Source organism: Pedobacter miscanthi, from assembly GCF_003315595.1.
GTDB lineage: Bacteria > Bacteroidota > Bacteroidia > Sphingobacteriales > Sphingobacteriaceae > Pedobacter > Pedobacter miscanthi.
Genome location: NZ_QNQU01000004.1, coordinates 171,803 through 196,535 on the forward strand (window position 1 = coordinate 171,803; position 24,733 = coordinate 196,535).

Sequence of the window (24,733 nt, forward strand, 5' to 3'; positions counted from 1 at the left end):
CTGTCAATAATTAATCATTCTTGATGCAGCTGAGCATTTGTTCTAAGATGGGGGGTGAATAAAATCCTTTTAGTTTGGATTGGCGGTAAAGTGATATACTGTTAATCTTTTTGTAAGATAAAAAATAGCAGATTTTCCATAATTTCTCTGCCAACATTAAATTAAACTTTGCAGGGGCAAGTTGTTTTTTATATTCATTTACTTCTATTAAGATTTCTAGCCAGGTTATAAGCTTTATTAGATCATGTTTGTTATCCGGCCAAGGACCAATGATAAAGCTTTTGTGCGTACTAAAATATAATTCTAATATGTCTTTAGGAATATCGAAGGATAAAACCTGCAACCAGGAAATCTCAAATGCTTTTTCCGACTGTTTATCTGATTGTGTATTACTAATCGAGTTTGGACTTATCCTATACTTGAGTAGTGTTTTATTTATGTTATGAAAACTGGTTTTGGTTTTTAGCCGAAGCCACAATTCGTAATCTTCTGCTGGAAAATAACTGCTGTTGTATACTTCGGCATTATTATTAAATAATGATTTTCTATAGATAACACTAGGATGTGCAAAAGGGCATTTAAAGAATAATCTTGTTTTTATTTCCTGATCAGATATAGGGAATTTCCATGTCCCCTTTATTTTATTCCCATCCCATAAGTTTATATCAGTCCCGCAAACCCCAACATCAGGATTTTTTAATAAATAATTAACCTGTATAGTTAATCTATCTGGATGCGCCCAATCATCAGCATCCATTCTTGCAATATATTCTCCTTTTGCAGCTGAAATCCCCTTGTTTAATTGCTTTACTAGTCCCTGGTTTAAATCACATTCAAATAAAATAATCCTTTCATCATCAATGCTTTTGATAATGTTTTTTGTTTTATCGGTTGAGCCATCATCTAATATTAGAAATTCGAAATTTTTATAGGTTTGATTTAAAATACTCTTAATAGCCGTATGTACATATTTTTCGACATTATAACATGGCATAATGACTGAAATTAAAGGGTAATCCATTCGTTAGGAATAATATCGGTCTCTGTATTAAGAAACCATTTCTTTGGTGCAATCACTATCTTATCTGCTGAATTATTAAGCCAGGCTGCCCACCAGCTAAAACTACTATTGGCAATAATCTGATATTTACACAACGACATAAGATTCATTTCTTCCCATGGTTCTCCTGAGGTTTTTACAAATGTTTTACTCTCTATAAAGGATAAGTTTTCTTCACACCAATCTAAATCATCTGAAAAAATAAAATAATTAGGCTCTTTTAAAATGGCATTAAAATGAGCTATTGCCTGTTGATAATATGAAATTGGTAAAATTCCATGTTTCAATCCATTCTCTGGTTTGAGGTAATCGCCTCTTCTAACATGTAGGCTAATTGAATGCTTTGTTTTGAGTATTTTTTTTTTAATATTTTTTGAAAGGATACTGAGTTCTGGGAAAGCGAATTCTTGTAGGAGTTTCTCTCTTAGTGGTGTAAAATAGGCTTCATTTTGAAAATATCCATTAAGAAAATATGTGCTATAATTTTGTCGTTTTTCCAGTTCATTTTTAATATTATCATCGTCGATATATTTTAATAAACTTAGCCGCTTAAGTACCTTTTTAAATAATCTAAAAAAAATATTTTCTTCTCGTATCTTCAAAAAAAACGAATTATTATTTGAGTTTATCTCTAAGTTTTTAAATATGCCCAATTCGAATTTTCTAGGTGTAAAGGTGCCGGATTCTAATTGATTGTTATTTAAAAAAGAAACATCAATATGAATTAGCTTCTCATTAGAAAATGCTCTTGCTGCAGCATATTGAAACATTTGGTTACCTTGGCCGCCCTTTAATCTGACAATTATCACTTTTTGTATTTTTCTACTAGACTGATAATATTATGCAAATCCTTGTAATTTTCAGTAAGCCAGGCTTCATCTTTTAACCACCATTTAAATTCCAGTAAAAAATCGATCTGTTCAGTTTCAAATCTATATTTCAAATGCTTTGCAGGAGTGCCTACAACTATTGAGTAAGGTTTTACATCTTTTGTAACAATTGCTCCAGCACCGATAATTGCCCCATCGCCAATTGTAACATCATCCATAATGACTACGTTTGCACCAATCCAAACATCATTGCCTATAACTACGTTCCCCATTTCTTTGAAATAGCTCTTATCCGCAAATGTTTTTCCGCATTGTTGATAGATAGAATAAAAAGCCGGGCTAGTTGAGGCGAAAGTATTTGATGGATGCATTCCTCCGCCTATTAAAACATTTTGGGCTATTGAACAAAAGCCCCCGATTTTAGTATTCATGATTGAAACAGACTGAGAAAGATATGTATACCTTCCGATTTGTGTTTGATACAAATAAGAATTTCTACCTATTGAGATATATTCTTCAAATACACAGTTATCTGTAATAACGCCATCGTATATCCTAACATTTTCTACGTTTTTAACGGTTGAAGGTGCATTTGATAATTTAAGTTTTGCCGCAATTTTTTTTATGAATTTTATAGCCATATACCTGGGGAATTGATAAATCCCAAATTAGAATTATTATATTTTGAGTGTTCACCGCCCGTATCCTCAATATAAAAAGAGAGGAAAAAATCTATTCTATCAACGAATTCAACATTGGGTACATGCATAACAGGTTCAATGAAGTATTTTCCGGGAAGCAAGTTGTTTTTAGGAATTGTTAGCTTTAGTGTTGTATTCTGGCTTTCAAGATTATAGTGTGAAGTAAATAATGCATTTTCGTTAGTATCCCTGACTATAATGCTAAAAAATAGCTCTTGAATTTGAACGCCGTAATCGACTTGTGTGATAATATTGATGTTTTCATCAAAAACAAATGTGTTTTTTTGATTATTAAAATCATCTGCCAAGATAATTTTGGTAATATGTGTCCCATCTGTTTGTTTCTCCCTATTAAATGAACTTACAGTTGCAATAGATTCGAGGTACTTTTCAATTGCTTTTCTTGTACTACCCTTATATTCTAGAGTACCGTTATTTAATATGAGTGTTGATTGACAGAGTTGGGAAATACTTCCCATATTATGGCTTACAAATAAGACTGTTCGTCCTTCACCTTTGCTCACTTGATTCATTTTGCCCAAGCATTTTTTTTGAAATTCTGCATCTCCCACGGCAAGTACTTCATCCACAATCAAAATTTCTGATTCAAGATGGGCGGCAACTGCAAAGGCCAAACGCACATACATACCAGAAGAATATCTTTTTACCGGTGTATCCAAATACCTTTCCATCCCGGCAAAATCTACAATTTCTTCCAATTTACGCTGGATTTCTTTTTTACGCATGCCTAGAATAGCACCATTGAGAAAGATATTTTCTTTACCTGATAATTCGGGATGAAATCCTGTACCTACTTCCAATAAACTTGCAATCCGGCCTTTACCCGAAATTTTTCCATTGGTTGGGCCGGTAACTTTACTTAAGATTTTTAACAAGGTACTTTTACCTGCACCATTTCTGCCGATAATCCCGACTGCATCGCCCTGTTCAATCTCGAAATTAATATCTTTTAAGCTCCAAATTACATTACTAGTGCCTTTGGTACTGCGATCATTACTTTCTCCAATGCGCAAAAAAGGGTCCTCTTTACCGCGTAAATTTGCATACCATCGTTCCAGATCGCGACTGATAGTTCCCGTGCCGATTTGCCCTAACTGATAAGCTTTGCTAAGATTTTCTACTTTAATTGCGATATCTGACATTAAAAAAAAATAGCTTATTTACCGCTCTATAATTCATATTGCCCAGTTAAACGGTCTCTTTTTTTAGTAGATAATTTTTCTTAAGGATTAGAAAATATTTTTCATAAAAATGAAATGAAATATAAGCCACACCTATAGCAATAATTATATTCATTGGTGCTGTTAGCATATCAAATTTATCATTATATGTATGGATAGGTACTATAAAGAGTTGTTGCCAGATGTAAAGACCATAAGATACTGTGCCAAGACTGACCACATACTTTAAATTGAGAATTTTATAAGTTAAAGAATTACATATTACAAGTGAATATATTAGTGATAATGCAATTAAAATATTGGCTATCAAATTTCCAAATGGAAGTAAAAATTTGCCATAAAGACCCTGACTTTGAAAAAAGTAAATGCATTCGACTGATACAATGGCAAAAGGTATTAGGAAGCCATTGCGCCAAATTTGTTGCTTTTTATTAAAAAAACCTTTAAATGATAAGAAAGAGAATAAGCATCCGGTAAAAATAGCATCGGCATTTCCTAAAAATGGGGATAATGTAAGCTCTTGAAAATGTGGGAATAGATACCAGAATATTTTTAAAAGTGGTATAAATAGAATTAATACACTGCAAATAATACACATTTTTTTTGGTGTGAATGAAAATAAAAAAGGCCAAATAAGATAGAATTGTTCCTCAACTGCCAATGACCACGTGTGCCCTGTTAACCAAGTTCCATTAAAAAAACTAAAATTGTTAACATATAAAAGCGGCCCTATTAAATGTTGGTAGTTTAGGTTTAAGTCTAAAACAATATTTAAAATGAATATTACAAACAGATAGAGATATAAAACTGGAAAAATTCTTAGAATTCTTTTGATAAAGAAGAATTTAATATTGATTTTTCCTGTTTTAATAAACTCCTTTATTAAAAGACTTGATATTAAAAAACCGCTTAATACAAAGAAAATCCTAACGCCCAAGTTGGCGTAAATAACTTTATCTGCAAACTTGTAGGTATCAGAAGTAGTTTCAAAGGTCAATTTAGCATGTCCTAAAATAACAATAATTATTGCCAAGGCACGCCAGCCATCTAATGAAGGATAGTATGATTTATCCAAAAAGTCAGGTGTAGCAAAAGGAGTAATTATTTTACTATAAACTTTATTAATATTTTTTGCAATTAACAATTGTCTATTCAGTTATTTAAAAATCAGATAAATATTTATGGTAATTAGGAAGATCACTATATGAGTTTTATACCGTATCCACAAAATTGCGTTCAACCTTATTAAAAATAACAGTCCCAAAAATCAGCAGCAGCAGTGTTACCAATGTTGCATATCCAAAGCTTCCCCAGTTAAAACTGCCTTCTCCTAAAAAGCCGTACCTAAAAGTTTCGATAATGGGGGTCATCGGGTTGTATTCGATAATCCAAGCATAAGCCGGGTATTTCTTTAAAGCTTCTGATAGGGGATAGATTACAGTAGTTGCATACATTAACAACTGGACCCCAAATCCAACCAAATATGCCAAATCGCGGTATTTGGTTGTCATGGCAGAGATGATCATGCCAGTGCCTAAGCCCAATAAAGCCATTAATATCACAACAACAGGGAACAGAGCAATGGCCCAGCTGATGTTGAAATGTGCAACTGTAAAATAATAATAGCCCATCATGATCAGAAACAAGATCATTTGGACACCGAAGCGAACCAGGTTACTTACTACAATACTTAAAGGCATAATTAACCTCGGGAAATAAACTTTGCCAAAAATTGCTGCATTATCCCTAAAAACAGTAGATGTTTTAGTAAGGCAATCGGCAAAATAATTCCATGCCGTAATGCCAGCCATATAGAATAGGGGTTTTGGCAAACCGTCGGTAGAAATACCAGCCAAATTCCCGAATATAAAAGTAAATATAATGGTGGTAAACAAAGGCTGGATAAAGAACCAAAGTGGTCCCAAAATGGTTTGTTTATAAAATGAAACAAAATCACGCCTAACCAATAGCCATAATAAATCGCGATAAGCCCAAACTTCGCTAAACTTCAGGTCAAATAATGATGTTTTCGCTTCGATGGTCCAGTTATATTCTTCCTGATGTTCCATGATCCTTTCTAATCTTTTCAAAAATCGAGCAGATGTGCCACTTTTAATAGGTAAGCATCAAATCCAAAATAAGCTCTAACTTTTTCTTTTCTTTTACTGGTTTCGTCAGCCAAAATTGCTTCTGAAAGTAAGGTTTTAATGCCTTTACACACGGCCTTAACATCCTCAGGATCTACCAGTAAACCCAATTCGCCATTTAAAAGCGCATCGCTGCTGCCATCGGCATTTCCGGCTAAAACCCTGCAGCCATGGGCAAGAGCTTCTGTAAATACCAGGCCAAATCCTTCCCCTTTGCTGGGCATTACAAAAACGTCTGCCTGATTGTATAGGTTTTCTATTTCTTCATCAGAAACATAACCTGTTAAAACAACATGCTGCTTAAGATCGTAATCGATAACCAATTTTTCAACCCTTACTAATTCTGTTTCATCAGCTTTTCCAACAATCAGATAGCTCAATTTGGGATGGTTTTTAACTAATTCTTTGAGTGCGGATAAAACGATATCATAACCTTTATACTGCTCGGCTGACGACAGGCGGCAAACGGTTAATAAAATTTGATGATCAGATGGGATATGATATTTTGCTGTTAAATTATAGTTATTCTTTTCTTCGTAAAAAGGGTAATCTTTGGGAAGGCAATTACTTAGCACATGAATATTTTGCTGTGATATTCCCTGTTGATCGTAAAGCTTTTTTGCGGTATAGGAACTTACCGCCCAGATATCGATTTTGCTTAACAGCTTTTTTTCCCATAAGCTTAATGGTTGCCATACTTCAATCCCGTGAGCAAACAATATAATTTTTTTCTTAGGAGTGAACCACCTGATCAGATTTGCAATGGGGAGTAGGTGGATATGACTCAAAATAATTACATCGTACGAAAAGCTCTTTCTAAATGTATCAATTAGAAATTGAATCTTATTTCCATTAAAGGAGCTATATTTTGGATAGTGCTGATTTTGATCGTATAACGAAAGTGTTAAGCTATCTTCAATTTTACCCTGCTGGATTAGACTATCCATGGCTTCCATAAAATTCTTACATACTTTCTCGATGCCACCCGTTAAGCTGTAAATATATAATGTTAAAAAAAGGATGCGCTTAGGCATTAAAATTTTCGGGTGGAGATTTGGTAGAGTGCAAAGGCTTTAGACCAGTGTATTTTACCCGCTTTAAATTTTTTTAGCAGCTTCAAAGAATAAGGGCTACCTGTATAACTTTTTTCATCAGTAATCTGGTTCCCTGCCAAAAACCATTCCTGTAATGGGAAAGTAAAGCCCATTTTGGGCCTATCCCAGATCATTTTGGGCAGTAGTTTTTTAAAAGCCTCAATGAGTATTCCCTTTGGTCTTTCCTGGAATCTTTGTGAAGCAGGAATGTGATCTGAAAAGCTTACAAAATCCTGATCCAAAAAAGGTACGCGAACTTCAACGCCATGGTACATGCTCATAAAATCGGTATCTTTTAAAAGCTGGTTCCGCATAAAAATATTCGTTTCGAACCACGATGCCCTTTCTTTGCCTTTTAGTGTTTTTAATGTTGAAGGCACAGGCAAGGCTTCAATTAAAGTATCAACTTCGGCCCTTCGAACACCTAAAATCCGGGCAATATCCTTCGGTATAAAAAATCCCCTTAAAAAAAGATATTCGCCAATGGGATTACGGTAAGCCAGATAACAAATGCGTTTTATTTTTTCGTCAGGTATAAATGCACAAAGTTTTAATAAAAAACGGGGCAGGAGTTTAAGCTTTCTAATGAGCCCCATTCTGTTAAAAGAAGGGTAACCGCCAAAAAGCTCGTCGGCCCCAATACCAGATAGAACTGCTTTTAGGCCTGTTTCTTTCGCATATTTGTTCACAAACCAACTGTTTATGCCATCGTTGCTGGGCTGATCCATCGCCGTTAAAATTTCTGCGAAATGCTGATCGAAATCTTCTTTTTTAACAACATATTGGTGATGTGTTCCGCTGGTTTTAGCGGTAACAACCTGCTGGAAACGTTCTTCCGAAAAAGCTGCTTCATTAAAATTAATGGATAAACTCTGAAGGTTTTTTCCAACAACCTCATCTGCCAGTAAGGTGATAATACTCGAATCTATGCCACCGCTGAGAAATACACCCACAGCTGCATCAGCTAATAAATGGCGTTTAACGGCTGAATGGAGTTGATTTGCCAGTCCGCTCGTTGCAACTTGATTTTGAGCGACCTGCTCAAAATGGAAAGGAAGAACATCAAACTTATTACTGATATGATCCCAGCTTAAAACGCTCCCGGCTGGTAAAACTTTAACCCCACTAAGCGTTGTGTAAGGTTCGGGAATATGTCCAAAGGCAAGGAAATAGGTTTTCCAGTCTTTATTTTCGCTGTAATTGCCACTTTGTTCAAATGCCTTTACTTCGGATGCAAATACGAGCCGATTATTTTCTATTGCATAATATAGCGGTTTGATGCCCATCTGATCGCGTACCAAAAAAGTGATTTGCTTTTCGCTATCATAAATGGCAAATGCAAACATGCCAACAAGTTTTTCGAAAGCTTTAATACCCCAGTTTTGATAGGCAGCCAGTATCACTTCTGTATCACTTTGCGAAACAAATTGAAATCCATTTTCTAACAATTCTTTCTTCAGATCAAGAAAGTTATAAATTTCGCCATTGTAGGTAATGGTAAGTTTATTTTTATGGTACGACATGGGTTGATGGCCAGTTGGGGAGAGGTCTATCAATGATAGACGGCGATGGCCGAAAACTAAACCCTGGTTTTTGTCTTCAAAATAGCCTTTATCATCCGGTCCTCCATGGGCCATTATATCGCACATGGCTTTCACCTCCAGTTGGAGTTGATCTATTGATTTATTTTTATCGATTATGCCAGCAATTCTACACATTTATAGGCCATCATCCCTTTTACATCTACCATTTTCCATTTTGCCTGGGCACAGCTTCGCCCCTTCAGCCACATTTTCTTTTAAAAAAATGACTGATCAGTTGTTTAAATTTAGCAGAGGAATAATTGTTTAATTATCCTCTAATGAACCCTAAATGGGTTCGACAAAAGCCATCGAGGTGTTGATCTCAATGGCGTAGCCCATATTTTGTAAACGTAAAATAATACGCTGTTTATTTTGTATCGATACCAGTTCGCCCAAGATGCCTTTAAAAGGTCCGGCCTTGATTTGTACACGTTCACCAGGTTTGATGTCGTATTCAAATACTTCAAGATCTGCATCAGTGGCGAGCAGTAGCTTGAGGTCGTTAATCTGTTGTTCGGGTATGGACGCTATCTGGCTGGAGAAATAAATGAACCTGGAGATACCATTGGTCATTAAAACTTCAGCATATTCTTTGCCCGAAATATACACAAACAGGTAAGACTTAATCAAAGCTTCTTCAACTATTTTTTTACGGTCGCTCCACTGCTTAACCACCTTTTTAAGAGGGAGATAAGCCGGAATGCCTTTCCTGATCAATTCGGCGTAAGCTTTTTTCTCAGCTCTCGAACGCGTATAAACCGGATACCATCTATAATTTTGATCAATCATTAGTTAACCTTCATCAACGATTAAACTCTATTTGGATTTCATCAATTAACCGATTAATCTTACTTCTTCTTCCAAAACATCCACCATTTGCGGTTTTCATCTTCATAATAGCCCGATCCTGAATATCCCGAATAGTCAGAATAATAGTAAGTACTATTTCCGCCACCACGGCTATAATCGGTAGTATAATAATTAGAGTAAAGGGCATCATCGCCAAAAGCGTTTAAAATAATGGCCAGATTACTTAAACCGTATTCTCTCGATAAGCGCTCGGGGATGTTTGCTGCTTTTTGCTGCGATACACCAGAACGGATTACAAATAAATTAACATCAGATGAGCGGATTAAAGGAATGGCATCCGAAACCAAACCAACCGGGGCGGTATCAACCAGAACATAATCGTAAGCACCTTCCAATTTCTTTAATAGTTCTTTCATTGCATCGGTATGCAATAATTCTGAAGGGTTTGGCGGAACCGGACCTGACGGGATAAAATCGATATGATGAACTTCATCATGGATCATAACATCTTCAAAGGTTGTCTGGCCAGATAATAGAGAACTCAGGCCTTTTTTGTTATCACTTCCAAAAGCCTTGTGGAGTTTTGATTTACGTAAATCGGCGGCGATTAAAATCACCCGTTTTTCGATCAGTGCCAAAGTACTGGCCAGGTTAATGGTTACAAAGGATTTTCCTTCACCAGATATTTCGGAAGTGACGCAAATAACTTTACTCTCTTTATGACTGGCCAAAAAGCTCAGATTGGTACGCACAGAGCGCACAGATTCGGCGAATACCGATTTTGGTCTAGCTAGTGATAAGGCTTGTCTGCTATCCTGATCGATATAATCAGGAAATTTACGGATAACCCCAATAATTGGCGTGTGTGTTAGGCCTTCTACTGTTTCCTTATCGTAAATATAAGGATTTAAGAAACGTACCAACAGAATTAAGCCAAAACCAGAAGCTAAGCCTAACATTAACGCCATGCTATAGATCTTGTTGCTGTTGGGCGAAATGGCATAGTACGAGGGGTAAGCAGGATTAACAATAGATGCGCCGGGTACAATTGCGGCTGCGTTCATTTCTGCTTCTAGTTTTTTTTCCGACAGATAAGAACGTACTTTATTATTGACTTCGAAATTAGTTTGGAGTTTTACAAAATTTTGCTCTTTTACCGGGATTGTGCCCATGCTTTGGTTAACTCCGGTAATTTGATTGCTGATAAAATTTATTGTGGCTTCGTTGTTTTTTCGCATGCCTGCAATGCTGTTCCGGATACCCGATTTAACATTGGCAATCTGTTGTTCTACCTGTTTAACGGGCTGCGATTCGGGGGTAAATTGGGTAAGTTTCGACTCCCTATTCATTAATAGTACATTCAATTGTGTAACCAGGGCACCGAGACCGGTACTGAGTTCGCCCTCCAGATCGATGCCGATTTCGACCTTACTGCGGTTGTTGTTGATCTGATCTTCTAATTGCTTTATACCCAGTAATTTTAGGTTGAGTTCGGTTTTTTGTTTTTCTAAATCGGCCAGCTTTCCTACGGTCATGGTTGTAGAAGAACCCATATCCAATATCTTGTTCCTGGTTTTATAATCGGCCAGTGTACTGCCCGATTTACCTGCCTGCATATCAATAAAACCAAGTTGGTTATCAATAAAATCGACTGTTTGGCGGGCTGATCTTCTTCTTTGGATTACATCATATTTTACATATTCTTTCATGATGGCATTTAAGATATCGGCTGCAAAAACTGCATTGCCATCCGTTTGACTTAAACCCATAACATTGGTAAAGCGTGCTGCCTCGCCGATGTTGAGCCCGCCCATTGCCCTCCCGATAAAATCCTCTTTACTGTTAAACTTGAATTGATAAATGCTCTTTACTGGAACCTTATCTTTGATACGGAAAATCATGTTGCCTATATTGATATCCTGATTGTAACGGTAGGTGAATTTTTGATTTTTATTATCCGAAACAGAGAGTTCAAAATGCTGGTCGTCCAGTCCGCTCACTGAATAAAGAGAACGGGAAAAATTCACACTGTCTTGTTTAATAATTTCGATAACAAAAGGAACGTCAGGATAAAGCTCTGTAGTACGTACACGTCCTTTTAAGTAATAACTGATTTTATAATCAAGCGTTTTTACGGCATTCGAAATCACCTCATTGCTACGGATTGTAAAACTTTCGGCCTGTATCTTATCTGTATAGTTATAATTCTGCATGGGCATTTGGGCCCCTGTATTTACTGAAGGATTGCTATCTTCTAATTTTAATGATGCCCCGGTCTGATAAATAGGTGGGGTATACCAAAGATAGATTTTGGCAATGCAAAGTGCTATAATAACGGTGCCGGCAATCCAATACCATCGACTTAGAAATACCTTAAAAATCTTATAAAAATCAATACTTTGGCTAACAGCCTTTTTCTCTTGCCCTAACTCTGTCAATGTATGTTGTTTTTAACGTTTGGTGCCTTTATTATTAATTTATAAAGATAAACCCAATTTTTCAAAAGAAATTATTTTTATTGCGAATGTTGCTCGCTTGTGTTTGATGAAAATCAAACATTATCGTATTAATTCTACGTAGGCATTTCAACCGGCTAAATAGAATAGTTAAGGGCTGGATGTAATACTTATTAATTCAGATACTAAAAGCAGTGGGTGCAGATAAATTAGTGTATGATAAACGAAAAATAACTATCTGGTTAGGGTAAATATCAGTACACCCAGGTTTACTACGACCAGAAGGGGCTGTAAGATGTTGCTGATACTTTGTAACTTATCGCTGGCTGCCGAACTTTTGGTTGGTTGAAGAACAATAATATCATGGTTCTGCAGTATCAGTTTTTTACTTGCCAGGCTATTGATGTCGTTTAAATTAACATAAATAAGCTCAGGGTGTGCCCGGTCTCCCCTAATAATTTTTAAAGTTTTAGGATCTGCAGTTTTAGTAATGCCCCCTGCTTCACCTATAATATCAATAAGCGTGGTGTTTTCTTTTTCGATGAAAAAATTGCCCTGTTTGCTAAATTCGCCCAGTAAAGTAACTTTTAAGTTAACTACACTTAGCTCAATAATGGGATCTTTTAAAAGTTTGGTTTTGTATAGGTCCTGTATTTTTGCTGCTGCATCCCTACGGGTTAATCCCTCAACCTGAACTTTTCCTATCGCCGGTAAATTAACCGTTCCATCTAATTCGACAGGATAAGACAGTACATTTTGAATACTGCCGCTACCGGCGTTTTGATTCGTATTGTTTGTAGCTGCGGTGCTACTAGTTTGGCTTGTTGTGGCGCCAAACTCAAAGTTTTGTACATTCCGGATAGCGAGCTGATCATTCACTTTTATTTTATAATAACCATCGCTGATACCCTGATCGTTTACCACATAAACCTGTTTAATGGTGTCGGTAACAATATCGGTAGGAGAATTAAATAGTGTGCGTTGCTTACGTACCGAGCAGCTTGAAAAAATCAAGCAAACAACAATAAGGCATAAAACAAAGGAAGGAGAATATTTATAAAGGGCCATAATCTTAAAGATACGTTTATGCAACTAAAACTTCCACATATCGTTTGCAAAAATACGTTTTCTATTCGCTTAAAAAAATGTTGCACTTAGCTTTGCAGCTTCTTTATATTATCAGTATGGTTATAAGGTGTAGGTTGTTAGGTGGATATGTTAATCGAGACGTTTTTTTGAATATATCTTGTAATTAAATTAATATATACATTGTATGATTTAGTTTGTTAAAAAAAATAATCGGATTGATATTGATCAATTTTGAGTATTTGTGTAGTATTTGTATTACGGATTAGGGTATTTTTGATGTTATTTATGAATAAGATTCCTTTTTTCCTCACATTTATTCTATTAATGCTTTCAGCTACAAGTTATGCCCAGTGGGCTGTTTCTTCAAATGGCGATTGTTTGTATGATGTTTTTGGAAACGTAATATCTGGCAGTTGCCAAACAAATGCTAAATGTAAATATAAAGAAAGCGGTACTACCAGAAGAACTTGCTTAGGTGTGCCAACACCATTTGGCTGTTGGGGTTTTGAGTATACAGAAAAGTTATTTCTTACCGAGTGCCCTCTCGATGACACCGCAAATCTTTTTTGCCTGGGCTGTGGTGTTCTGGGCTTTTTCTTTCTCAATAGGAACAACAATAAGAATCACAAGTTCTTCCAACGGGAATACTAACTTTGGCAATTATTTAGTTGACCAAAAGCAACTTCTAAGAAGAATATTTCCTGCTTTATAAATAAGATTAATTACCTTTGCGACAGTTTTCTATTTCAAGTCGTCCCCGTTATGAGGTTTTTAATCCTATTAGCAGTTTTATGCTCGTTTACTTTGTTGTGTCCTGCTCAGATTCCGATGACAAATGGTTGTTATGTTGCACCAAATAGAATTTATACAAATACAAATTGTACCACTTCTTATTACGTTTTGACTTGCGATGGGTCAGATCCTGATAATGAAGTTGCTGTTAGAACTGGTTCCCTAGGGGCAAATTGTTCTGTTTGTAGCGGTCTACTCGGAACGGGCAAAAGAACAAATTATACCGTTTACCATTGCCCATTGGATACAGGTGTTATTTTTTTAGCTTTATTGTCTGTCGGAGTTGGCTTATATTTTTTAAAACTAAGAAAAACGCAATTGTTTTATTAAGTTTTATCTCATTTTTTGATCAATGGTGATTATTCGATTTTTTATGTAAGTCGAAATGTATTGTACTGAAGTTTGATAATTTTTTATCAAATTTAAGGCCTGGATCTGCTCTTAGGATCAAAGCTGTTTTTAAATCACCCCATCTAATCAATTTTATTGAGGAAATCACATTATCCTAATTTTTACTGGACTGTTTTTGTTTTTTTTGCAAAAAAAGATTCTTATGGATACATGGTCCTGTTTCTGCAGTTGTTGTTAATTTATACATATATTAATACTCATTTATAAGCATTAAAAAATATTCTATTGTATTATTATTGTTATTATTTAGTAGTTTTGTGGTGTCTTCTTATGCAGGCGTCCCTATCCTACTGAAATGAAAAAAGCAATAATATCTTTAATTTGTCTTGTATTCGCTTTCATTCAATCGTCTTATAGACAGCCTTCTTCGGTACCCGGGATGTTTTATACCTGGATAGGGCAGGGTGTACCTTAATCCAACCAATGTGGCACGAGCCATATACTCGCCCACCGGTAATTTGTTAGACTGGACTAGTAACGGAAGTGTTTGTGTTTCTCCTAATCAATATGCGCTAAGAACGGGAAACTCCCATGGAAATTGCATAGTAACTGCACAAGGAAGTGGAACAAAGTGGTTATATACAAAAATATCCTGCCCGCTTGATGATAATGTTATTTTAATCGGATTGGGCTTAGGCGCTTTAGAAATTATTTTTATTAAACGTAAGGCCAGATTAGATGCCCCGATGGTATAGGTCTTTTATATTTTCTTAAAATGCCTCTTTTAATTCTTTATGGGGGTATTGTAGGTTTTTGGGTTAAAGAATAATATTAGTAATGCTGATCATTATGGGTTGCTGCCTGTTCTTAATATAATTAAAATACAGCTTACAATGGTAGATAATGGTTAATTCTGCTATAATCCTACTTAAGGAATATTATTCTCATGCATTTTTGGCTATATTGGAGTTTGAAATGATCGCATTCTTAAATCTTCATTGGTTGTAAGCATTAACCTTATGCATCATTCATTTTATTAATGATAATTGTCAATATTTTTTGTTAACCCCCTGTGTTAAAAGGAGCTCTTATTCTATTCCTAATGCGGCTTAAAGGTAGTTTATGGCAGAGTCTTCACCGATTAGGAATGTCATAACTACTAATATTCACTTTGTTCATTCTTCTATGATCATTTTTTTTGGTTAATTTTGTAATATTAATCTTACGATTATTTAAGTTTTTGAGTTAATTTAAATATTGACCCCAAAAATAGTTGTCTAAAAAATAATGTTATAAAAAAATATGGAAGTTAGTTGATACTTCCATTGCCCGAATAATGTTGAAGCGTCTATCCCTAACTTTAACTGTCTTGTCAACAGTTTTATTTTTTTTTAATATTTCCCAATCCTTAAGCCAGGTAAATGGACGTGGCTGTCATATCGGAGGCTCGGTAGGCACAAAATTTTTGGGAACAGCCACTTATTTTGGACATACAGACCAGATAGTTCAGGTTTATAGCAATTCTATGCTTGTGCCAATCATTACAGGAAATGGCTTTGCTGGTTATAGATGTGGATATATCAATGTTTATGATTCGGGCAAACGAAATACCCCTACACAAAACGACGTTCCTTATCCTGCAGCAAAAGAAATCGTTAACAATTATTCTGGTATGGCTTCACACAAATGTGTTACGGTTACTTCATACAGTTCTGATGTTACCAGCATAAAGGGCGAAGGATATGAGGTTGATTACCAATATAATGATCTGGCATATTCTGCTTATGCTGATCCGAATTTCCCATGTGCAAGCCAACCCAACAGTTTACCTGTGGATGATTATATACCATATCTATTAGCAACGGTTAGCCTATCAGGCTTTTTATTGGTCCGTAAAAAGGAAAGATTGAATTTTTTGTAATTCGTATTTTAGATTTTTATTCAATCCCGCTAGTTGATGAAATTTGACTAAAATTGGTTTTTAGCTGTTTTATTTCTCTGCAAATACTTTTGATTATTGAATAAACTGAACGTAGTTTTTAGTTTATGAGCTTTGTAACTTCATGTATCACAAAATGATATATGAGAGGTTACATCTTTTTAATTATTTTTTTAGCTTGTTCTGTTCCTCTTTTTAGTAAGGCAGATGGATGTCGAATAAATACAACGTTTTATAATATTCCCGCCAGCGTACTGCTTGGCATAAATTTAGGTAGTACTCTTGTTGCTTATACTACACCTGGAACCAATAGTAATGGTTGCTATAAAGGAACTGTTAGCTCAGCTAAATCCTGTTATGTTTGTACTGGTGGTGGTGGTGTAATCTTGGCTGTTGGGTTAGGTAGTGCTCTAGAGGTAATAACCTGCTCTTCAGGTGTTGCTACTAAAGGAACTTATTATTCAAATTACGTTCTCGAATGCAACCTCGACGATTACTCATTACCCCTCGCCACTGCCGCAGGCCTCTTCGGCATATTCGTCATCAGAAGAAGAAATAAACAATAATTGCTTGTTTATACTTGCCTTAATATCCTTGTTTAGATGTATCCATCAAGATTGAATGCTTATTGATTATATTTACCGCAGGTTTCTTTCATTTGTTTTAAAAATGAGATGGCCGCTGCAGATTAAATGAAAATATCCCTCATTACGGTTGTTTATAATGGCGAAACATTTTTGCAGGAATGTTTTAATTCGGTAATAGCACAAACCTATCCTGATATAGAGTACCTAGTTATCGATGGTGGATCTACCGATAGAACATTAGGCATCATCAATCAAAACCGATCACACATCGATTATTTTATTTCGGAAAAAGATAAAGGGCTTTACGATGCGATTAATAAAGGTATCCGGCAAGCAACCGGAGAAATTATTGGAATTTTAAATGCTGATGATATGTTCGCCAATACCGATGTATTGAGTCAGGTAGCTTCAACTTTTACAGCCAACCCAACAATTGACGGACTTTATGGCGACCTGGATTACATTCATCCAACCAGCCATAAGGTAATCAGAAAATGGCGGGCTAAACAAACCACCTATCTCGATCTTAAAAAGGGTTGGATGCCCGCTCACCCAACTTTATACCTAAAAAGAGAACTTTTTGATCAATACGGTGCTTATGCTTTGGATTTGGGAACAGCGGCCGATTACGAATTAATATTGCGTTATTTCTATATCCATAAAATCAAAGCCGAATATTTGCCTATGCTAATGGTAAATATGCGTATGGGTGGGGTTAGTAATCAATCATTAAAAAGCAGGTTTCATGCGCTAGTTAACGATTACAAGGCTTTAAAGAGAAACCGGGTGCCTAATGCTTTTTTGGTTTTGTTTAAAAAGAAAACCAGTAAACTTGGCCAGTTTTAACTATGCCGGCCTTACGTATTTGATTAATATCATGTTAAACATTTGTTGCCCTTCCTTTAGTTTATTTTAGTATAGCTATATTTGCTATAAGTCCAAAGAAAACCGTGTTAGAACGAATCCTTCATACCAATCCCATCTATTTTTATATCGCCATTTTTGTTTTGGCTTTTTCTATGGTGATTATCAGTATTCCCAGTATAATATTTACTTCTTTAAAATACGGACTTTTTGATAAGAGCGATCTATACCGAAAAAATCATAAACGCAACATCTCCAGGCTAGGTGGTTTAGCCATTGTGGGCAGTTTTACCATCAGTATATTGTTATTTTCATCCATCATCAACTTTAGTGAAGCCAATTTTGTGATCGCATCCTGTATGATCCTGGCTGCGCTGGGTTTAAAAGATGATGTTTATGGTACCAATACCAGTACCAAGTTTATCCTGCAGATTATTGTGGCCTTTATTCTTGTTTTTTTTGGTGCTTTCCGTTTAACCAGCTTATATGGTGTACTAGGCCTTGGTAACATGGTACCATTATGGGGAGGGCTGTTTTCTATCGCACTGATTATTTTTTTGAACAATGCATTTAATCTGATCGATGGTATAGATGGATTGGCTGGAGGGGTAGGTATTTTTACCAGTTTAACTTTTGGGGTACTTTTTTCGCTGATGGGACAGATTCCCTACGCATTTATTGCTTTTGCATTGGCAGGAGCTATTGGCGGATTTTTGAAATACAACTGGTTTCCTGCCAAAATATTTATGGGCGATACCGGCGCTTTAATCATAGGCCTGATTTCTGCAGCACTGGCGATTAAATTTATAGAGCTTAATAAGTTTACCGGTAATAATCATCCGGCTTTTTATTCAGCTCCGGCAATTGCAGTATCGATTTTAATTGTACCCATATTCGATTCGTTAAGGGTTTTTACGGTAAGGATATTAAAAGGTGGTTCGCCGTTTAGAGGCGACCGGAACCATATTCACCACCGTTTAGAAAGGATCGGTTTAACACCAGGATGGATTGTTGTTGCCACATTGGGTTTTAACTTACTGATTTTGGCTGCTACCATTGTGCTTCAGGAAATGGGTAATTTTGTGTTGATTTTGCTTATTATCGGCATCTGCATCATTTTTAACAGCACCCTTACGCTTGCCCTGCGAAGGAAATCAAAAAGACAATAAAATTGGATTTTTAAGCTTGATTCAGCGTTTAAATGCAGTTTTATCATGCCTTTTCCATCTTATACCATAAGCGCTCTGCTTTCATAAATAAATACTAATTTTGCGCTCTAATTTTTATATACAATGAGGCTGGCAATAAATGGTTTTGGTAGAATAGGAAGAACATTTTTACGTTTGGCATTGGCTGAGGGCTTTGAAGTGGTGGCCATTAACGATCTGGCAGATGCAAAAACGATGGCCCATTTATTTAAGTACGATACCGTACATGGTGTATATGCAGGCGGGGTTTCGGCTAAACCCGATGCGCTGGTTATCGACGAACTTTCTATCCCGGTATTTGCGATTAAAGACGCAGATCAATTACCATGGTCGGCCCTGAGGGTTGATGTAGTGGTTGATTGTACCGGTAAAAACCTAACCAGAGAAGCAGCCGAAAAACACATTACTTCGGGTGCAAAACAAGTGCTTATTTCTGCGCCAGCAGCAGACGATATCCCCATGGTGGTATTAGGTGTTAACGATGATCAGATCGACCTGAAAAGCCCGATTTTGTCAAATGCAAGCTGTACTACCAACAACATTGCGCCAATGATTAAGATCCTGAACGATAACTGGGGGGTTGAAGAAGGTTATATTACAACTATCCACTCTATGACGGGCGATCAGAACCTGCACGATGCCAACCATAAAGATTTGCGCAGGGCAAGGGCGGCATCCTCATCCATTATTCCCACTACAACTGGTGCTGCCAAGGCAATAACACATATTTTTCCTGAGCTCGATGGCCGTTTAGGTGGAGCAGGGATCAGGGTTCCGGTTTTAAACGGATCGCTTACCGATTTTACCTGCCTGTTAAAAAAGAAAACAACCATCGAAGAAATTAATGCTGCTTTTAAAGCGGCTGCCGAAAACGATCTTAAAAACCTCATTGAGTATACCGAAGACCCGATTGTTTCTATTGATATTATCGATAATCCACATTCGTGCATATTCGACTCGTTGTTAACCTCAATTGTTGGCGATCTGGTTAAAGTAGTAGGCTGGTACGATAACGAATATGGTTATAGCAGCCGTTTAATTGATGTGGTAAGAAAAATAGAAGCGCTTTCTAATGATTAATTTTAGATTTTTCAGTCGATTTTAATGCCCAGTAAACTAATACGGGTTGAAAAAAGAGGCGTAAAAAGCGTTTACCATCTGTGTCAAGTCCGAATGCGCTGCGTTTGTGGGTAAATTGCGCCACATTGCCCGGAAATACGCTAACAAATAAACCTGCAGCAATTTTGCCCACCAAAGCTTCGTGTTTTTTTGGTGTAATGATTAATGCTGCACCCAATGCAATCTCAACTAAACCGGAGTAAACAACAGTGTCATCTTTTTTGAGCGGAACCCAATTGGGTACCTGCGCCTGGAAAGCTTTTCGGGCAAAAGTTAAATGGCCAATCCCCGCGGCAATTAGGCCCGCACCCAATAATATTCTTGCTGCTGTTTTTATATTTTCTTCTTTCATGATTGATGTTACAGGCTAATACCTATTGAACAATAAATCTGCTAATCTGTTTAAAATTTCATAGCACTCATTTGAATATGGTTTACCTATCCAATTCATTACAATAAGGTAGATGTTAAATCTATAAATTTGGTAGTATAAATAACAAGTATGGCAGGCAATGGATATTTCGATTAATAGTATATGAATAGGTTTACCATATTTTCAGGCCTGAGCCTTTTAATCTTAACGGCATGTTTAACCGCAAATGCCCAAAAGAAAAAAGTAATGGCGAAAAGGCCTCCTAATATCATCATCATCCTTACCGATGATATGGGATTTAGCGATGTTGGCGCATTTGGTGGCAGATTTGTACCCACACCCAATATAGACAGGATTGCAAAAAACGGTTTAAAATTAACGCAATATTATAGCGCCGCGCCAATTTGTTCCCCATCGCGTGCAGGTATGCTTACGGGTATGTACCCGGCAAGATGGAATTTCAGCACCTATCTGGATAACAAAAAGCATAATAAAGAAGCACAGCAGGCTGATTTTCTCGACCCGGCTGCACCTACCATGGCAAAATTTTTTAAAGCTGCAGGTTATGCAACAGGTCACTTTGGTAAGTGGCATGTAGGTGGCGGACGGGATGTTAAAAATGCACCCGGATTTGAACAGTATGGTTTCGATGCGCACGCAAGTACCTACGAAAGTCCGGATCCTGATCCGGCGATTACGGCCACCAACTGGATATGGTCTGACAAGGATAGCATTAAACGTTGGGACCGGACAAAATATTTTGTAGATAAAACCCTCGATTTTTTTAAACAGCATCAAGATAAGCCCTGCTTCGTAAATCTCTGGCCGGATGATGTGCATACGCCATGGGTACCGCGCACAGAAAATGAATATACAGGTAAATTTCCGATGAATCCGGAAGAAGAAGCTGCTTTTAAACTGGTATTACAAGAATATGATGTTCAGATAGGACGTTTATTAGATGGACTAAAGCAGATGGGGGCAGATAAAAACACCATCATTATTTTTACAAGTGATAACGGACCTTTGCCCAGTTTTAGAGGCAGCAGGGCCGAAGGACTCAGGGGATCAAAGCTTTCGCTTTATGAGGGCGGCACCCGGATGCCCTTTATCATTAGTTGGCCAGGCCACATCGGACAAGATAAAACTGATAACACATCGGTTGTAAATGCACTGGATCTTTTGCCATCGCTTGCTAAAATGGCAGGTGTAGCGCTACCCAATAATTACAAAGGCGACGGAATAGACAGGAGTTTGGTTTTTACAGGAAGCCCTACGGCCAGAAACAAAGTGATGTTCTGGGAATATGGGCGCAATGATATTGCCTTTAAGTATCCGAGGCCCGTTGATAAAAGCCCTAATCTGGCTGTCCGCTCGGGTGAATGGAAACTGTTGATGAACAGCAATGGCAGCAATATTCAGCTATATAACATCATTAACGATAAAAAAGAAACCAATAATTTGGCAGCAAGCGAACCTGAAAAAACTAAAGAACTGAAAAATAGCTTGCTGGCCTGGTGGCAAGCGCTCCCAAAACTTGGGGATAAGTAGTGTTTTTAAAGCATTTGTCCTCAAAATGTTAGCACTTTATAATCATTATTATTATCGTGTTTCAATTGCTTTATTAACTTTGCAAACGTTTGCGGTGCATGCAATAGCCATATCCTGATTTGGATATTGGCCCATGATAATTAAAATATGGTCAAATTTATTCTTCCGGAAGAAGTTCTACCTTTAAGAAGCCTGGTTTTACGCAATGGCAAACCATTCAGCGAATGTGTTTTTGATGGCGACCTGGCTTATGATACCTTTCACCTTGGTTTTTTAAAAGATGACGAAATAAAATCTATTGCCACATTTATGCGAAATGATTTTTTCCCTGAAGAAGGAGAAGGTTACCAGCTTCGTGGCATGGCTACACATCCTGATGCCGGAGGACAAGGTTACGGCGCTGCTTTAGTTACTTTTGCCATCGATTACCTGAAAGAATACAATACTGATTATTTATGGTGCAATGCCCGTTCAACGGCAGCAGCTTTTTATAAAAAAATCGGCTTTACAACCGAATCGCCCGAATTCGATATCCCCGGGATCGGTTTCCATTATGAAATGAAATTAAACTTAAAATCAAAATAATTAACATGAATACTATTGACCAGTTCGACTTTAAAGACAAAAAAGCCCTGATCAGGGTTGATTTTAACGTGCCTTTGGATGATGAATTTAAAATTACCGACGATAAAAGAATCAGGGCTGCCTTACCAACCATTTCTAAAATCTTAAAAGATGGGGGTTCAGTTATTTTAATGTCGCACCTGGGCCGTCCGAAAGATGGACCAACTGATAAATATTCTCTAAAACATATTTTAACCGATTTATCTGCTTTAACAGGTGTTGAAGTAAAATTTGCTGATGATTGTATCGGCGAAAGTGCAGTAAAACAAGCTGCAGATTTAAAACCGGGCGAAATCTTATTGTTAGAGAACCTTCGTTTCTACAAAGAAGAAGAAAAAGGGGATGTTGCCTTTGCCGAAAAATTATCAAAATTAGGTGATGTTTACGTAAACGACGCCTTCGGTACAGCACACCGTGCGCATGCGTCAACTTCAATTATTGCACAGTTTTTCCCGAACGCAAAATACTTCGGTTATTTAATGGCTTCAGAAGTAGAAAATGCAGAGAAAATTCTGAACCACGCAGAAAGACCTTTTACGGCCATTATGGGTGGTGCAAAAGTATCTGATAAAATTCTTTTGATCGAGAAATTATTAGAAAAAGTTGATAACCTGATTATTGGTGGCGGTATGGCTTATACTTTTGCCAAAGCACAGGGCGGTGAAATCGGTACTTCATTATTAGAGGCAGATAAACAGGAACTTTCTTTAGAACTGATTGAAAAAGCAAAAGCCAAAGGTGTAAACCTGATTTTGCCTGTTGATACCGTAATTGCAGATCGTTTTGCAAACGATGCAGATAAAAAAGACGTTACTTCTGGTCAGATTCCTGCAGATTGGATGGGACTTGATATCGGCCCTAAATCTGTTGCTTTATTTCAGGATGTAATTAAAAACTCTAAAACTTTATTGTGGAACGGTCCGATGGGTGTTTTCGAAATGGAAAGCTTCCAGGTAGGTACCAAGGCAGTTGCTGATGCAGTTGTAGCAGCCACCAAAGATAACGGTGCATTTTCATTAATCGGTGGTGGCGATTCGGCCGCTGCGATTGCTAAATTCGGTTTAGAAGATGAAGTAAGCTACGTTTCTACAGGTGGTGGTGCTTTACTCGAATATATGGAAGGTAAAGAATTACCGGGTGTTAAAGCGATTAACGGCTAATCGGCAATCCTGATATTAAGAGCCCTTGCAGATCAAATTCTGTAAGGGCTTTTTTGTTTGTTAAATTCCCGGTTACCCATCTTGCAGGATACTTGCACCTGAGCAAAATAAGTTTTACCTTTCTTCACATTACCAGGCATTAAATTAATAATTGCTATGGTTTAAAAACAATGAACTACCAATAAATAATTAAACCTATGAGAAAAAAAGCCTTTTTGTTATGCCTGAGCTGTTTGCTGATAGCCGGTATAACTGAAAAAACATTTGCAGCAACAATGTCAAAAACTGATTACATCCTGCCAGTTGAGCCTAAGGACCTGATCGGCCGATGGGACATCACAGTCGATATAAATGGAAAACCAGCACCCGCCTGGCTGGAAGTTAAACTTTCTGGCGTAAAAACATTGGTAGGCTATTTTGTATCTACTGCCGGAAGTGCACGTCCGGTTTCTGAAGTAAAATTTACTGACGGTAAATTTAAATTTGAAATTCCGCCACAATGGGAAAGCGGTACAGCAAATCTTATTATGGAGGGAAGTTTAACAGATGGCGGTATCCAGGGCACCATGACCGAATGCAATGGTAAACAATACAGCTGGAAAGGTATTAAGGCACCTTATCTAAAAAGAACAGCTGCAACAACATGGGACAAGCCGGTTAATCTTTTTAATGGCAAAGATCTTTCGGGTTGGAAAGCCAGCGGACAAAACCAATGGATCGTTAAAAATGGTATTTTAACCAGCCCAAAACCCGGATCAAACCTGGTTACTGACCAAAAGTATAATGATTTTAAACTTCATGTTGAATTTAAATATACAAAAGGAGGAAACAGCGGGATCTATTTAAGAGGCCGTTATGAAGTGCAGATTGAAGACAGCCCAAAAGATGCACACCCCAACAGCGTGTTGTTCGGTGGCGTTTATGGGTTTTTAACTCCAAACGAAATGGTAACTTTAGGTCCGGATGAATGGCAAACTTATGATATTACCCTAATTGGCCGTTTGGTAACCGTGGTAGCCAATGGTAAAACCATTATCAGTAACCAGGAAATCCCGGGTATAACCGGAGGTGCATTGGATAGTAATGAAAGCGAACCTGGCCCGATTTACCTTCAGGGGGATCATGCGCCTATCGAATTCAGAAAAATTGTGATTACTCCCTCGAAATAATCGAATTGAACCTTGGTGTCAGGT

General features: G+C 37.0%; 23 protein-coding genes. 11 read left to right on the top strand and 12 right to left on the bottom strand.

All coding sequences use genetic code 11. The features are described 5' to 3' along the window. Positions 1 to 10: 10 nt before the first annotated feature. From DRW42_RS06100 to DRW42_RS06150, 11 genes are all read right to left on the bottom strand, one after another. The gene (locus DRW42_RS06100) at positions 11 to 1,021 is read right to left on the bottom strand and encodes a glycosyltransferase family 2 protein (RefSeq protein WP_113947942.1); all 1,011 of its coding nucleotides are present in this window, start codon (positions 1,019 to 1,021) and stop codon (positions 11 to 13) included. Continuing rightward, positions 1,006 to 1,830, bottom strand: coding sequence for an alpha-1,2-fucosyltransferase (locus DRW42_RS06105; protein WP_147243677.1), 825 nt, complete (start codon positions 1,828 to 1,830; stop codon positions 1,006 to 1,008). Before DRW42_RS06105 ends, DRW42_RS06100 begins: the two co-directional genes overlap by 16 nt. Before the next feature lie 35 nt (positions 1,831 to 1,865). Next, the gene (locus DRW42_RS06110; RefSeq protein ID WP_244215208.1) at positions 1,866 to 2,531 is read right to left on the bottom strand and encodes a CatB-related O-acetyltransferase; all 666 of its coding nucleotides are present in this window, start codon (positions 2,529 to 2,531) and stop codon (positions 1,866 to 1,868) included. Continuing rightward, positions 2,522 to 3,754 carry an ABC transporter ATP-binding protein gene (locus tag DRW42_RS06115; RefSeq protein ID WP_113947944.1) on the bottom strand — a complete coding sequence of 411 codons (1,233 nt, stop codon included), beginning with the start codon at positions 3,752 to 3,754 and terminating at the stop codon, positions 2,522 to 2,524. Before DRW42_RS06115 ends, DRW42_RS06110 begins: the two co-directional genes overlap by 10 nt. A gap of 46 nt (positions 3,755 to 3,800) precedes the next feature. Continuing rightward, positions 3,801 to 4,937, bottom strand: a complete 1,137-nt coding sequence (locus DRW42_RS06120; protein ID WP_158544287.1) for an acyltransferase family protein — start codon at positions 4,935 to 4,937, stop codon at positions 3,801 to 3,803. 67 nt (positions 4,938 to 5,004) lie between these two features. Beyond that, a complete protein-coding gene (locus tag DRW42_RS06125; RefSeq protein WP_113947946.1) occupies positions 5,005 to 5,862 on the bottom strand; it encodes an ABC transporter permease in 858 nt (285 codons plus the stop codon). Between the two features lie 17 nt (positions 5,863 to 5,879). Beyond that, on the bottom strand, positions 5,880 to 6,974 hold the full coding sequence (locus tag DRW42_RS06130) for a glycosyltransferase family 4 protein (protein ID WP_113947947.1): 1,095 nt from the start codon (positions 6,972 to 6,974) through the stop codon (positions 5,880 to 5,882). Further along, positions 6,974 to 8,752: an asparagine synthase (glutamine-hydrolyzing) gene (asnB, locus tag DRW42_RS06135; RefSeq protein ID WP_113947948.1), complete on the bottom strand. Its 1,779-nt coding sequence runs from the start codon at positions 8,750 to 8,752 to the stop codon at positions 6,974 to 6,976. Before asnB ends, DRW42_RS06130 begins: the two co-directional genes overlap by 1 nt. Before the next feature lie 150 nt (positions 8,753 to 8,902). After that, a complete protein-coding gene (locus tag DRW42_RS06140; RefSeq protein WP_113947949.1) occupies positions 8,903 to 9,406 on the bottom strand; it encodes a UpxY family transcription antiterminator in 504 nt (167 codons plus the stop codon). Positions 9,407 to 9,465: 59 nt separating this feature from the next. Further along, entirely contained in the window at positions 9,466 to 11,865 is a 2,400-nt protein-coding gene (locus tag DRW42_RS06145) for a GumC family protein (RefSeq protein ID WP_113947950.1), read from the bottom strand. A gap of 252 nt (positions 11,866 to 12,117) precedes the next feature. Next, positions 12,118 to 12,951 (bottom strand): polysaccharide biosynthesis/export family protein, encoded by an 834-nt coding sequence (locus DRW42_RS06150; protein ID WP_113947951.1) that lies wholly within the window; start codon positions 12,949 to 12,951, stop codon positions 12,118 to 12,120. Positions 12,952 to 13,257: 306 nt separating this feature from the next. Here DRW42_RS06150 and DRW42_RS06155 point away from each other — a divergent pair, with 306 nt between their 5' ends. The 7 genes from DRW42_RS06155 to gap all read left to right on the top strand — a co-directional run bounded on the left by DRW42_RS06155 (position 13,258) and on the right by gap (position 19,793). Continuing rightward, a complete protein-coding gene (locus tag DRW42_RS06155) occupies positions 13,258 to 13,623 on the top strand; it encodes a hypothetical protein (RefSeq protein WP_147243678.1) in 366 nt (121 codons plus the stop codon). Between the two features lie 977 nt (positions 13,624 to 14,600). After that, positions 14,601 to 14,870: a hypothetical protein gene (locus DRW42_RS28565; RefSeq protein WP_147243679.1), complete on the top strand. Its 270-nt coding sequence runs from the start codon at positions 14,601 to 14,603 to the stop codon at positions 14,868 to 14,870. Positions 14,871 to 15,484: 614 nt separating this feature from the next. Further along, the gene (locus DRW42_RS06160; RefSeq protein ID WP_113947953.1) at positions 15,485 to 16,036 is read left to right on the top strand and encodes a hypothetical protein; all 552 of its coding nucleotides are present in this window, start codon (positions 15,485 to 15,487) and stop codon (positions 16,034 to 16,036) included. A 161-nt stretch (positions 16,037 to 16,197) separates the two neighbouring features. Next, on the top strand, positions 16,198 to 16,620 hold the full coding sequence (locus DRW42_RS06165) for a hypothetical protein (protein ID WP_113947954.1): 423 nt from the start codon (positions 16,198 to 16,200) through the stop codon (positions 16,618 to 16,620). Between the two features lie 126 nt (positions 16,621 to 16,746). After that, on the top strand, positions 16,747 to 17,487 hold the full coding sequence (locus DRW42_RS06170) for a glycosyltransferase family 2 protein (RefSeq protein WP_113947955.1): 741 nt from the start codon (positions 16,747 to 16,749) through the stop codon (positions 17,485 to 17,487). A 104-nt stretch (positions 17,488 to 17,591) separates the two neighbouring features. Beyond that, complete coding sequence (locus DRW42_RS06175; protein WP_244215209.1) at positions 17,592 to 18,674, top strand: MraY family glycosyltransferase; 1,083 nt, start codon at positions 17,592 to 17,594, stop codon at positions 18,672 to 18,674. A gap of 123 nt (positions 18,675 to 18,797) precedes the next feature. Beyond that, positions 18,798 to 19,793, top strand: a complete 996-nt coding sequence (gene gap / locus DRW42_RS06180; RefSeq protein ID WP_113947956.1) for a type I glyceraldehyde-3-phosphate dehydrogenase — start codon at positions 18,798 to 18,800, stop codon at positions 19,791 to 19,793. On the opposite strand, the gene DRW42_RS06185 is transcribed toward gap, so the two are convergent. Then, positions 19,783 to 20,184 (bottom strand): DoxX family protein, encoded by a 402-nt coding sequence (locus DRW42_RS06185; protein WP_113947957.1) that lies wholly within the window; start codon positions 20,182 to 20,184, stop codon positions 19,783 to 19,785. The genes gap and DRW42_RS06185 overlap by 11 nt on opposite strands. A gap of 183 nt (positions 20,185 to 20,367) precedes the next feature. Between DRW42_RS06185 and DRW42_RS06190 the strand changes: the two genes are divergently transcribed. From DRW42_RS06190 to DRW42_RS06205, 4 genes are all read left to right on the top strand, one after another. Then, complete coding sequence (locus DRW42_RS06190; RefSeq protein WP_113947958.1) at positions 20,368 to 21,756, top strand: sulfatase-like hydrolase/transferase; 1,389 nt, start codon at positions 20,368 to 20,370, stop codon at positions 21,754 to 21,756. A 147-nt stretch (positions 21,757 to 21,903) separates the two neighbouring features. Further along, a complete protein-coding gene (locus DRW42_RS06195) occupies positions 21,904 to 22,341 on the top strand; it encodes a GNAT family N-acetyltransferase (RefSeq protein WP_113947959.1) in 438 nt (145 codons plus the stop codon). Positions 22,342 to 22,346: 5 nt separating this feature from the next. Beyond that, on the top strand, positions 22,347 to 23,540 hold the full coding sequence (locus tag DRW42_RS06200; RefSeq protein ID WP_113947960.1) for a phosphoglycerate kinase: 1,194 nt from the start codon (positions 22,347 to 22,349) through the stop codon (positions 23,538 to 23,540). Between the two features lie 197 nt (positions 23,541 to 23,737). Next, positions 23,738 to 24,709: a 3-keto-disaccharide hydrolase gene (locus DRW42_RS06205; RefSeq protein ID WP_113947961.1), complete on the top strand. Its 972-nt coding sequence runs from the start codon at positions 23,738 to 23,740 to the stop codon at positions 24,707 to 24,709. Positions 24,710 to 24,733 lie beyond the last annotated feature (24 nt).

Coding starts and splice junctions, on each gene's coding strand:
- DRW42_RS06185 (WP_113947957.1), bottom strand. CDS start 20,184: ATGAAAGAAGAAAATATAAAAACAGCAGCAAGAATATTATTGGGTGCG.
- DRW42_RS06110 (WP_244215208.1), bottom strand. CDS start 2,531: ATGGCTATAAAATTCATAAAAAAAATTGCGGCAAAACTTAAATTATCA.
- DRW42_RS06130 (WP_113947947.1), bottom strand. CDS start 6,974: ATGCCTAAGCGCATCCTTTTTTTAACATTATATATTTACAGCTTAACG.
- DRW42_RS06205 (WP_113947961.1), top strand. CDS start 23,738: ATGAGAAAAAAAGCCTTTTTGTTATGCCTGAGCTGTTTGCTGATAGCC.
- DRW42_RS06105 (WP_147243677.1), bottom strand. CDS start 1,830: ATGTTTCAATATGCTGCAGCAAGAGCATTTTCTAATGAGAAGCTAATT.
- DRW42_RS06165 (WP_113947954.1), top strand. CDS start 16,198: ATGAGAGGTTACATCTTTTTAATTATTTTTTTAGCTTGTTCTGTTCCT.
- DRW42_RS06170 (WP_113947955.1), top strand. CDS start 16,747: ATGAAAATATCCCTCATTACGGTTGTTTATAATGGCGAAACATTTTTG.
- DRW42_RS06155 (WP_147243678.1), top strand. CDS start 13,258: ATGAATAAGATTCCTTTTTTCCTCACATTTATTCTATTAATGCTTTCA.
- DRW42_RS06115 (WP_113947944.1), bottom strand. CDS start 3,754: ATGTCAGATATCGCAATTAAAGTAGAAAATCTTAGCAAAGCTTATCAG.
- DRW42_RS06125 (WP_113947946.1), bottom strand. CDS start 5,862: ATGGAACATCAGGAAGAATATAACTGGACCATCGAAGCGAAAACATCA.
- DRW42_RS06100 (WP_113947942.1), bottom strand. CDS start 1,021: ATGGATTACCCTTTAATTTCAGTCATTATGCCATGTTATAATGTCGAA.
- gap (WP_113947956.1), top strand. CDS start 18,798: ATGAGGCTGGCAATAAATGGTTTTGGTAGAATAGGAAGAACATTTTTA.
- DRW42_RS06195 (WP_113947959.1), top strand. CDS start 21,904: ATGGTCAAATTTATTCTTCCGGAAGAAGTTCTACCTTTAAGAAGCCTG.
- DRW42_RS06140 (WP_113947949.1), bottom strand. CDS start 9,406: ATGATTGATCAAAATTATAGATGGTATCCGGTTTATACGCGTTCGAGA.
- DRW42_RS06200 (WP_113947960.1), top strand. CDS start 22,347: ATGAATACTATTGACCAGTTCGACTTTAAAGACAAAAAAGCCCTGATC.
- DRW42_RS06190 (WP_113947958.1), top strand. CDS start 20,368: ATGAATAGGTTTACCATATTTTCAGGCCTGAGCCTTTTAATCTTAACG.
- asnB (WP_113947948.1), bottom strand. CDS start 8,752: ATGTGTAGAATTGCTGGCATAATCGATAAAAATAAATCAATAGATCAA.
- DRW42_RS06150 (WP_113947951.1), bottom strand. CDS start 12,951: ATGGCCCTTTATAAATATTCTCCTTCCTTTGTTTTATGCCTTATTGTT.